General features: G+C 55.6%; 2 protein-coding genes. Both read left to right on the plus strand.

What is annotated here, in order from left to right; translation table 11 throughout:
* The first annotated feature begins 885 nt into the window (after positions 1 to 885).
* Positions 886 to 11,043, plus strand: coding sequence for a BapA/Bap/LapF family large adhesin (locus ACR8BF_RS16385; protein WP_434745283.1), 10,158 nt, complete (start codon positions 886 to 888; stop codon positions 11,041 to 11,043).
* A gap of 319 nt (positions 11,044 to 11,362) precedes the next feature.
* A complete protein-coding gene (locus tag ACR8BF_RS16390) occupies positions 11,363 to 12,622 on the plus strand; it encodes a TolC family outer membrane protein (protein ID WP_434745284.1) in 1,260 nt (419 codons plus the stop codon).
* The last annotated feature ends 16 nt before the right edge of the window (positions 12,623 to 12,638 follow it).

The raw sequence follows: 12,638 nt of genomic DNA on the forward strand, positions 1-12,638 counted from the left end.
GCGCCCTGACATCCTTGGCATTGCATTTTTTGATAAAATTACCTTCACACTATTTATTTCCATATGAGACCGCTGATTTCCATAAAGTTTAAAATTCATTAAATACAGAGCTTAAAAAACACATTTTATTTAACAACACACTCGCCGCAAATCACCAAAAAAACCTCAACCACCTGTTTTAATTGAAATTTTTATTAATTATTTTTGAAACCTTTGTGAATGGAAAATAAAAGACGACTTACCCGGATTTACAATTCGCTAAGGTTAAAAAACGACAAAAACCATAGAACAGGTGATAACTGGTGCTTTTCACTAAAAAATAATTAATTACCAACATAAAACAAAAAAAACCTCTTAGAATCGCCACTTATCAGTGCTTTATTCTGACGAACCCCTATGCATTCCATTTTATTATTTTATTTGTAAGAATGCAGATTCAACTAGCCGAATAATTAACTGACGAACTTTACTGCTGATCTTCAGATAATAAACAAAGGTTTTTACGTCATACGGAATAGTGTTATCACCCGTTGATGGCACTCAGTTGGCAAAAGTCTCTCTGAGAGTAACAGGCGCGCCGAATAAACTTTCAGGATAAGCGCCTCAGTGATGAAACAGGATGAAACCTGATCTGAAAAACAACGCTCACTTTATCGCTGCGCTGTAGGGAAAGTTTTCATAAATATCAATATGCATTATCAAATCGCACCATTTATTAAAAACTAAAAAATGCTTTTCAGCCTTTTTATGGCGCCACAGCACGCGACCATTATTAACGACTACATGGAGGTTAATTAATTGTTCTGACTCTACTTTTTTAAATAATACAGTATTTCCTGGTGATTAATTAATCGCTCAGTTGATTTCAGCATCTATGGGTAAAAAATGAAAATTCAATTAATTATTAAAGACAGTAATGGCAATGTGATTGCTAAGCATGCTTTACAACCCGGACAGTCGCTGGCACTGGAGTCCATACCACAGGCTGCGTCCTATGAAGTTCACAGCGTTGATGGGCAGCCTCCGCAGAAGATCGTTGCGTCAAAAGCTAACGGCCAGATGAAATTTAAGCTCATAGATGATGTAACGGGTGAGCAGTATGACATCATCCTGCAAAACGTTAGCGCAGAAGATCTGCCCGTCATGACCGCCTCTGGCCCGGATGGTGTGGTCTATGCGTATAACTATGATGCAGCTAATAGCGTATATGAACTGGTCCCGGCGACTTCGGATCCCCTGTTTGCCGACGATGTGTATGTGGCGGGTGGTGTTTTAGGTGGTCTGGCGGCAATCATTGGTGTGGCTGCAGCATCAAACTCTGGCGGCGGTGGTTCCTCCTCAAGGGATAACAGCTCTGGTGCCAGCGAGGTGCCTGGCACGACACCAACGCTTATCGACGATGCCGGTAATGCGGTTGACAATGGCAGCAGCACCAGCGACAGCACCCCGACCCTCAGCGGCGGCGGCATGCAGCCCGGCTCCACCGTAATCATTAAAGATGGTGAGACCATAATTGGTGAAACCACGGCGGGTGCGGACGGCAGCTGGACCTTTACCCCCGACGCCCCGCTGGCTGACGGCGAGCACGCGCTCGTGATCGACGGTACCAACGCAAACGGCAATGCCAGCAGCAGCACCGTCGACATCACCGTCGACACCAGCGCCACCGCGCCGGGCCTCACCGACGACGCCGGTAACCCGGTCGCCGACGGCACCGCGACCAGCGACATCACACCGACTATCGGCGGCGGCGGCATGCAGCCCGGCTCCACCGTGGTAATCACCGACGGCGACACCGAGCTCGGCACCGCCACCGTGGGCGAGGACGGCAGCTGGACCTTCACCCCCGACGCGCCGCTGGCTGACGGCGAACACGCGCTGGTGGTTGACGGCACCGACGCGCACGGTAACGCCAGCAGCAGCACCGTCGACGTCACCGTCGACACCAGCGCCACTACGCCCGGCCTGACCGACGACGCCGGTAAGCCGGTCGCCGACGGCACCGCAACCAGCGACACCACCCCGACGATCAATGGCGGCGGCATGCAGCCCGGCTCCACCGTGGTGATCACCGACGGCGACACCGAGCTCGGCACCGCCACCGTAGGCGAGGACGGCAGCTGGACCTTTACCCCCGACGCGCCGCTGGATGACGGCGAGCACGCGCTGGTGGTTGACGGCACCGACGCAAACGGCAACGCCAGCAGCAGCACCGTCGACGTCACCGTCGACACCAGCGCCACTACCCCGGGCCTGACCGACGACACCGGTAAACCGGTCGCCGACGGCACCGCAACCAGCGACACCACCCCGACGATCAATGGCGGCGGCATGCAGCCCGGCTCCACCGTGGTGATCACCGACGGCGACACCGAACTCGGCACCGCCACCGTGGGCGAGGACGGCAGCTGGACGTTTACCCCCGACGCCCCGCTGGATGACGGCGAGCACGCGCTGGTGGTTGACGGCACCGACGCGAACGGTAACGCCAGCAGCAGCACCGTCGACGTCACCGTTGACACCAGCGCCACTACGCCGGGCCTGACCGACGACGCCGGTAAGCCGGTCGCCGACGGCACCGCAACCAGCGACACCACCCCGACGATCAATGGCGGCGGCATGCAGCCCGGCTCCACCGTAATCATTAAAGATGGCGAGACCATAATTGGTGAAACCACGGCGGGTGCGGACGGCAGCTGGACCTTTACCCCCGATGCCCCGCTGGATGACGGCGAGCACGCGCTGGTGGTTGACGGCACAGACGCGCACGGCAACGCCAGCAGCAGCACCGTCGACGTCACCGTTGACACCAGCGCCACTACGCCCGGCCTGACCGACGACGCCGGTAAGCCGGTCGCCGACGGCACCGCGACCAGCGACACTACCCCGACGATCAATGGCGGCGGCATGCAGCCCGGCTCCACCGTGGTAATCACCGACGGCGACACCGAACTCGGCACCGCCACCGTGGGCGAGGACGGCAGCTGGACCTTTACCCCTTACGCTCCGCTGACCGACGGCGAGCACGCCCTCGTGATCGACGGCACCGACGCGAACGGCAACGCGGTGAACGACACCGTAAACGTTACCGTCGACACCAGCGCTACCGTCCCGGGGCTGACCGATGACACCGGCAAGCCGATCGCCGACGGCGTGACCACCAGCGATACCACCCCGACTATCGGTGGTGACGGCATGCAGCCCGGCTCCACCGTCATCGTCTCCGACGGCAAGACCGAGCTCGGCACCGCCACCGTGGACGAGGACGGCAGCTGGACCTATACGCCCGACGCCCCGCTGGCCGACGGCGACCACGCAATCGTAATCGATGGCACTGACGTGCATGGCAACGCGGTAAATGACAGCGTGAACGTCACTGTCGACACCAGCGCCACGACGCCTGCAGTGACCGACGACGCCGGCAAGCCGGTGGCCGACGGCACGACCACCAGCGACACCACTCCGACTATTGGCGGCGGCGGCTTGCAGCCCGGCTCGACCGTGGTGATCACCGACGGCGATACCGAACTCGGCACCGCCACCGTGGGCGAAAACGGCGGCTGGACCTTCACACCGCAAACACCGCTGGCCGACGGCGACCACGCGCTGGTGGTTGACGGCACCGACGCGAACGGCAACGCCAGCAGCAACACGGTGAACGTTGACGTCGATACCAGTGCCACCGCGCCGGGCCTCACCGACAACGCCGGTAAGCCGGTCGCCGACGGCAGCAGCACCAGCGACACCACCCCGACTATCGGCGGCGGCGGCATGCAGCCCGGCTCCACCGTCATCGTCTCAGACGGCGACACGCAGCTCGGCACCACCACCGTCGATAACGACGGCAACTGGACCTTCACGCCAGACGCCCCGCTGGCCGACGGCGATCACACCCTGGTCGTTAACGGCACGAGTGCAGATGGCAACGCCGCCAGCAGCAACATAAACGTCACCGTCGACACCAGCGGCACCGTGCCGGGCCTCACTGACGACGCCGGTAAGGCGGTCGCCGACGGCGCAACCACCAGCGACAGCACTCCGACGTTCAATGGCGGCGGTATGCAGCCCGGCTCCACCGTTACCGTCTCTGACGGCAAGACCGAACTTGGCACCGCCACCGTCGACAAGGACGGCAGCTGGGCCTTCACCCCTGCCGCGCCGCTGGATGACGGCGAGCACGCCCTGGTCATCAGCGGCACCGACGAAAACGGCAATGCCAGCAGCAGCGCCATAAACGTCACCGTCGACACCAGCGCCACCGTGCCGGGTCTCACCGACGACGCCGGCAAGGCGGTCGCCGACGGCGCGACCACCAGCGACACCACCCCGACTATCGGCGGTGACGGCATGCAGCCCGGCTCCACCGTGGCGATCAACGATGGCGACACCGAGCTCGGCACCGCCACCGTGGGCAAGGACGGCAGCTGGACCTTCACGCCGGACGCCCCGCTGGCCGACGGCGACCACGCCCTCGTGGTTAACGGCACCGACGCCAATGGCAATCAGGTGAATGACACCGTGAACGTCACTGTCGACACCAGCGCCACCGTGTCGGGCCTTACCGACGACGCCGGCAAGCCGGTCGCCGACGGCAGCCGCACCAGCGACACCACACCGACCCTCAGCGGCGGCGGCATGCAGCCCGGCTCCACCGTCACCGTCTCAGACGGCAAGACCGATCTCGGCACCGCCACCGTGGGCAAGGACGGCAGCTGGACCTTCACCCCCGACGCCCCGCTGGCCGACGGCGAGCACGCGCTGGTTATCAATGGTACTGATGCAAATGGCAATCAGGTGAATGACAGCGTGAATATCACCGTCGACACCAGCGCCACGACGCCTGCCCTGACCGACGCCGCTGGCAAGCCGGTGGCCGACGGCGCAACCACCAGTGACAGCACCCCGACCATCAGCGGCGACGGCATGCAGCCCGGCTCCGCCGTGGTGATCACCGACGGCGACACCGAACTCGGCACCGCCACCGTCGGCAAGGACGGCAGCTGGACCTTCACGCCGGAAAACCCGCTGGCCGACGGCGAGCACGCCCTGGTCATCGACGGCACCGACGCCAGCGGTAACCAGGTTAATGACACCATTCATGTCGTGGTAGAAACCGCGCCGTCGATTGAACTTGTTGATGATAAGGGTATCGCTATTCTGGATGGCGACACTGTTAGTGACAGCACCCCAACCTTCAGCGGTAAAAACTTCGAACCGGGAACCAATATCGCCATCGCTGATGGCGAAACGACGCTGATCACGGTGACAGTGGGTGAAGATGGAAGCTGGACCTTCACGCCGGAAAACCCACTGGCTGAAGGTGCGCACGCTATCAAGGTCACCGTTACCGATTCAGAAGGTGTGAGTGTTGACGGCATCTTCAACGTCACAATTGATACCACCCCGCCAGATGGGGTTGATATCACTACGGTGACGCTGGCCGATGACGATGGCAATGCGATGACCGCTGCGGATGTTACCTCTGAAAATATGCCGACCTTCAGTGGCAAAGATCTTGAAGCTGGAGCCACCGTTATTGTTCGCGACGGTGAAACTGTACTGGGTGAAACAACGGTGAATGAGGATGGCAGTTGGTCATTTACGCCATCAACCGCACTCGACGATGGCGATCATCACTTTACGTTTGAAGTAACCGATGCAATCGGCAACAGCAGCGGCATGTCTGAGGCACTGGATCTCTCAATCTCTGCCACCAAAGGTATTAACACCGGTGTTGTGATTACCGACGATGCAGGCAATGTGATTTCGGCTGGTGATGCCATTAACGACAGCACACCGACTTTCAGCGGCACAGACCAGACGCCAGGTGCGACTGTCTCCATCACCGATGGTGAAACCATGCTGGGGAGTGTCGTGGTTGCTGACGATGGCAGCTGGAGCTTTACCCCAGAGACAGCACTTGCAGAAGGTGATCATGCATTAATCGTGACCGTAACGGATCCTGCAGGCATTAGCAGCAGCGACACCATTAAAGTTGTCGTCGACACTATTGCACCTGATATGCCCGATACAGCCAGTATTGTCGTAACTGATGACACAGGTGCCGTTTTAGTCGCGGGCAGCCTGACTCACGAGACTACACCAACTTTCACCGCATCAGGGCTGGAAGCTGGCACCACTCTTATCATTCGCGATAATGGCACCATACTGGATGAAACCCTGGTGAAAAGCGACGGCAGCGGGTCCTTTACACCGTCTGTAGCACTGGGAGAGGGCGAGCACAGCTTCACATTTGAAGCTGTAGATGCAGCAGGAAATCGCAGTGGGCAATCTGAAGCGGTTGAGTATGTCGTAGACTCCGTTGCGCCTGAGGGAGTGATCACCACTTCAGTGGTGATCACGGATGAAGTCGGTACTGTTGTTAACACGACCGATACGCAGAGCGACAGCAAGCTCACTTTTAGCGGCGACGGTCTTGAACCTGCTGCTACTGTCACACTGTACGACAAAGACGTGCTTGTGGGCAAAACCACCGTAGCAAAGGATGGTAGCTGGAGCTTTACGGCGAATGAGGGCTTGTATGACGGTAGCCATGAGCTGACCTTTACAGTAACGGATGCCGCGGGTAACAGTAGCGATCCTTCTGCGGTAATGGACCTGACCGTTCAGGCTCTCAGCCTGAACGCATCCGATAATGTCAGCTCTGGTGCCGCAATCGGCTTCGCCTATCCGGTTGATGTGGCGGAAGACCTGGGCACGGTATTGAGCGATGGTGGCTTTTTTTCTTTGGGCAGCAGAATTCCCAGTGAGATTATTATCGTGCCGGATGGTTCGATTATGGATCTGAATGTCACCGCCACCTCTTCCGCATTTGTCAATGTGGCCAGCAACGCAACGCTGGTGTTGCAGAAGTATGATTCGTCGACTGGCGCATGGGTGACGGTTTCTCAGGATGACACCAGTAACCTGTTTGGCATATTTGGTCTGGGTGCCACAACCTCAACTATCACGCTGACAGACTTGACTGCGGGACAGTATCAGCTGGTTTACACCACTGCGGGCGTTAACCTCGGCGCGAGTTTTGAACTGAAAGCCTCTAAAACCCTTTATACCATCGCGGAACAGGGCACACCAACGGACTACACAACGGCAACCGGTAACGTCATATCAGATGTTGACAGTGTCTACGGCTCAGATGGTATTCCGCACAGTGCCCTCACCTCAGTGAGTGCGGTAAGCGTGACGGGCAGTGATGGCAAAGTTACCTCTGCCACACTGGATGCGACGACGAAAACGGCAACCCTTGCAGGTCAATATGGCACGCTGGTCATTAATTCTGATGGCAGCTATTCCTATACACCGGTTTCATCTATGGACAGCATCGGTAAGGTTGATACCTTTACCTATACCCTTACAGATTCCGGCACCAGTCAAAGCTCATCCGCCCGGATTTATGTGCAGATTGGTACCACCAATGATGCCCTGAAGCTGAGCTGGGATGCGACTAATCCTGCAGCAGCGGCCTTAACCGACATTGCTTCCAGTAATGAAGCCGATGCCCGCGTAACCGTGACCTATGAATCATCCAGCGCCACAAATAGTGGCGTTAAACTGGTTGCAGACGGGAATGTCACTTCGACCTTCTCGCTGACGGGTGTTGACGATATGGTCACCGGTTCGCTGTCGCTAAGCACCGAATGGTCAATATTTGGCAATACGTTCGCCACACCGTTAAACATCACCTATGCGGTACAACAGCAAAACAGTGATGGCACATGGGCAACGGTGAAAACCCAGACCGCCGTGGTGGCTGCCGGTTCGCACAATGGAGAAGTTATCCAGAACGTCGATATGTCAGCGCTGATGTCAGATCTGGGCAAAGGCACTTATCGCGTCGCCATTTTAACCACCGGTCCAACAAATACGGTGACTTTGGATATGACGGTGCAGGCCATCAGCACCACAGATTACGAGATCATCTCAGATGTAGTGGCAAGCGGTAACGTCCTGACCGACGAAGGAACGGACGGCGCGGTGGACAAGCTGAGTTCAATTTACACCAGAATATATGCGAAGGCGGGTGACAGCACCGATTCGCTGGCCATTGATGACAGCTACACCTGGGTCACCGAAAGCGGCGTTTCCATTGCAGGTAAGTACGGCACGCTGTTGATCTATAACAACGGCACCTACACCTATACGCCAGGCACAGCGACACTGCCAACGGGTTCTGAGGACGTGTTTACTTACGCGCTAAAAGGTGCAAATGGTGAAGTCGTCAATGCGACGCTGACCATTAATCTGGGCATTGGGGTTGATGGCTACAGCCGTGGTGCGCTGGTCTACCACGGCACGGATGCGGGTGATAGTTTTGATATCTATGACACGCAATTTGCCTCGGTAGAGGGTGGCAAAGGCAACGATACGCTGGCATGGCGTGGCAAGGGTGAACTTGTACTGAGCAGCATCGCGGCGAAGGTCAATGATATTGAATCAGTCAGGCTCACATCGACCACCGGCACAGATAATGTGGTGATTGATGCGCAAAGCGTGCTGGATGTTACCAATGATAACAATACTCTGTATATCAAGGGGATAGCTGGCGATAAGGTGACGCTGGAAGGCACCTGGGTCAACAGTGGCACGGTTATCGTCGACAGCATCTCTTACACGCATTACACCAGTACGACAGCTGCCGGTACAGTGGCCGAAATCTACGTGCAGCAGGGACTGAGTCTCTCGTCAACCACCTACACAGATAGCCAGAATGGAACGGAGTATACCGTTACCGCTGCGCAGGATGTTACCGGTACGACAAGCGACGATATCTTTAACGTAAGTGATACCAGCTTTACCCACATTGATGGTGGTGAAGGCCTGGATACGCTGGTATGGAGCGGTAAGGGCACGCTGACACTCAGCGATCTCCAGTCAAAAATCAGCAATATCGAAGAGATTGATCTGGTTAATGACAGCGCAGTTAACACAGTGGTTATTACCGCGCAAAACGTGGCGGATATCACGGATGCGAACAACACGCTGTTTGTTAAAGGTTCTGTCACCGATCAGTTGACGCTGACAGGTAGCTGGACGCTGGCAGGCAAGGAAGTCGTCAACAATGTGGATTATGTCCACTACGTCGGAACCACCGATGCTGGTCAGACAGTGAATCTCTATGTTGATAGTGACATGAAGCTGAGCAGCACGGTGACCGCGCCTGAACACAATGCAGCCGACGTGACGGGTGATGTTGCTCTGCTCAGCGACAAGGTCGCACAGACCACCACAATGAACACCGCCACCAGCAGCTTTACCAGTGCGAGCTTCACGGTTAACAGCGCCAGCGATCTGCAGGAGATTAACGTCAGCGTAACCGGGCCGTCGATCAATGCCATTAACACCGTTTTGGTAAACTGGTCGTTGCAGGTTTATAACGCCCAAACGCTGCGCTGGGATACGGTCACCAGCGGCAGCCAGCTTATAACGTCCAGCAATGCGTTGAATGTTTCACTGGACGGACAGTCGCCAGGCACTTATCGGGTTGTTGTAGATAGTGCTCAGGCTGGCTTTACAGGCTGGTTGTGGCAGTACTACTACGACACGCTGAGCGTCAAAGTTACAGCAAATATCGTCAGCACCACCGACTATAAAGTCAGCACCAGCTCAAGCGCGTCTGGTTCGGTCTTCGCCAGCGACAGCACGGCAGACAGCACCCAGCAGGTGAAATCCATCGCGGCAGGCATTGTTGCCGGTGCAGCAAGCTACACGCTGATTGCAGCAGCAGGTACAACGATTGCGGGCACCTACGGCACCCTGACTATTCACAACGATGGCAGTTATACCTATACGCTGAACAGCGGCTCGGTGATCAAGCTGACCGGCAGTGAAGATGCGTTCACCTATGTTCTGGCGGATGGGTCGACCAAAAATCTGGTGATCACGCTGGGTGTTTCGGTGGATGGCGCAGAAGGTGGCGCGCTGATCTTTGCCGGTACCGTTGGCGATGACAGCTTCACCGTGCATGACACCCAGTTCACGTCGGTGGAGGGTAAGTCGGGTCAGGATACGCTGGTCTGGAATGGTGGAGGTGAGCTGAACCTCAGTGAGATTGCGGACAAGGTTCACAATATCGAAATCCTCGATTTGCAGAATAACGCCCAGGCCACGGCGCTGCTGATCGGTGCCGATGATATTGAGAAAATCACCGATGCCGATAACGTGCTGTATGTCAGGGGCGGCAGTAATGACTCCCTTTCATTACAGGGCGTGTGGATCGTTAACGGCGTGGAAACGCTGAATAACATTACCTACACCCTGTACACCAGCACGGCGCTCGATGGCGCAGCGATCAAGCTCTATGTTCAGCAGGGGCTGCACTTTAACGAAGTCACCGAGCATCTGACCGGTTCGTTAATGGATGCGTCTGACGACCTGAGCGTGGTCTCGGTGAGCCAGAATGGTGAAACCACCGCAATCACCGACAGCGCAGTCAGCTTCAAAGGGGCTTACGGCACGCTGGTTATTGATAAAGCAGGTCACTACAACTATGTGGTGGATGACGCTAATGCACACAGTGGTAACACCGACACCTTCACCTATGCCCTGTCAGATGGCAGCAATGCCTCTCTGAGCTTTAATCTGGGGATTGATGTCAATGGCAGCGCGGGTGGCGAAATCACCTTTACCGGCACCCGCGGTGGAGATGTTTTCGAAGTCTATGACACAGATTTCACCTCAATCAACGGTGCAGAGGGCAACGATACGCTGGCCTGGCATGGCACGGGTACGCTGAATCTCAGCGATATCTCCGCCAGGGTCAACAATATCGAAACCCTCGATTTGATGACGGATGCCGGAAAAGACAATCTGGTGGTCAGTGCAGAAAGTCTGCTGAAGATAACGGATAACAATAATACGTTATATGTCCGGGGTGAAAATGGCGATACGGTTACGCTGAACGGAAACTGGGAGCAGGCGGAAGGATTAGTGGCAAATGGGGTTAACTATAACCACTACACCAGTTCTGCAGCCAATGGCTCCGTGGTACAGTTATATATCGAAGATGATGTCACCATCGGATAATTAATATCCGCATTAAAAGCAGGCTGGGTTATTTATACCAGCCTGCTTTTTCCTCACGCGCCATGCCGCTCTTTATGACTGAGGTATATTTAACTTTTAAAATATCATGAAAAAAATAATTATCATTTTGCACTGTATTTTAATTATCCCATATTCTTTTGCTGCGGAAAAAAAACTATTCACTGCCAGTCAGCCTGGTGTTAATGAATCCCCATCGGGTTTCTGGGGCGCATTGTCTAAAACGCCTGAGCCCGGAAAATTGCCGGCTGGCGGAACGGCCGTAGCGGATAAATTACACATTAATTCGTCCGAAATTGAGATGCAGCCTGCAGAAGCAGGTCAGGTAAAGAATTTTCCTGCTGACTGGCAGGCCGCCATTCAGCTGGCGGTTAATCATCATCCTTCGATCAACAGCAGCATTGCCACACTGGAATCCTCAGGATTTACTATCGATGCCGCTAAAGCGGGCTATCTGCCTGCCATAAAAGCCGGTATCACTACAGGTCGCCAGCAGGATGAGGGCAGCGGCCATATCGCGACCGTCGGCCTCTCGCAGATGCTCTACGACTTTGGTAAAACCGGCAGTGCGGTCGATCAGGCCAGCGCGAAATATCTGCGTCAGCAGGCCACTGTTCTGATGCAAATCGACACCATCGTTGAACAAACCGCACTGGCATTAAATGAAGTCTATCGCTCCACGCAGCTGCTTGATAACGCGAAGAAAGAAGTTAAAGCCCTGCGTGATATCCTGGCACTGACGCAACTGCGCGCCGATGCCGGTGCCAGTACCCGGGTTGATCCGGTTCAGGCGCAGGCGCGCGTTGAAGCTGCCCAGGCGTCACAGCTGGATCTGGAGATCAAACTGCAGCAGCAGAAATATCATCTGCAATCGCTGCTCGGCCAGCCGGTCGCGGAGAAGAAAATATCTGCACCGGTCTCTTTGTTACCACTGATTGAACGACAGAGCGCGCGGGTCGACCTCAACCGTAACCCAACCATTCTGGTCGCCCAGGCCGATGCCGCCGTTGCGCTGGCCGAATTACGTAATTACAAAGCGCAGCGCTATCCCACATTATCGCTTGAAGCCAATACCAATAAATATATCGGCGATATCGCGGATTATCAGCGCCATAGTCAGTATCAGAATGTCTATTTATCCGTTAACAGCACGCTTTATCAGGGCGGTGCATTAGTGGCGCAGGAAAGCGCCAGTGCCAGAGCGCTGGAAGCGGCCAGAACAACCATTGCCAGTAAGAAACTGGAAATTACCGACCAGCAAAGAAATTATTTCCAGAGTGTTAAGGGATTGCAGAGAAATATCACTCTGCTGACCAGCCGCAAGAAAACCATTATGGAAACGCGCGCCCTCTATCGGGAACAATATTTATCGCTGGGGAATCGCAATGTCCTCGACTTACTCAATGCCGAACAGGAAATAAGCCGCGCCGAGCAGGATTTAATTAATGCGCGCTGTGATCTGTGGGCCTCTTCCGTAAATTATCTGGTGGTCACCGGTATGGCACGTGAAGCGTTTAACTTAAATAACCAGGTGATTCAGGGCCTGCGCATTGCGCCCTGATTCTGTCAGCAATAAA

Origin of the sequence: Candidatus Pantoea rara (assembly GCF_051136265.1) — a bacterium.
Lineage (GTDB): Bacteria > Pseudomonadota > Gammaproteobacteria > Enterobacterales > Enterobacteriaceae > Pantoea > Pantoea rara.

Bases quoted from the DNA above. Each gene is read 5' to 3' on its own strand.
- ACR8BF_RS16390 (WP_434745284.1), top strand. From the start codon at position 11,363: ATGCAGCCTGCAGAAGCAGGTCAGGTAAAGAATTTTCCTGCTGACTGG.
- ACR8BF_RS16385 (WP_434745283.1), top strand. From the start codon at position 886: ATGAAAATTCAATTAATTATTAAAGACAGTAATGGCAATGTGATTGCT.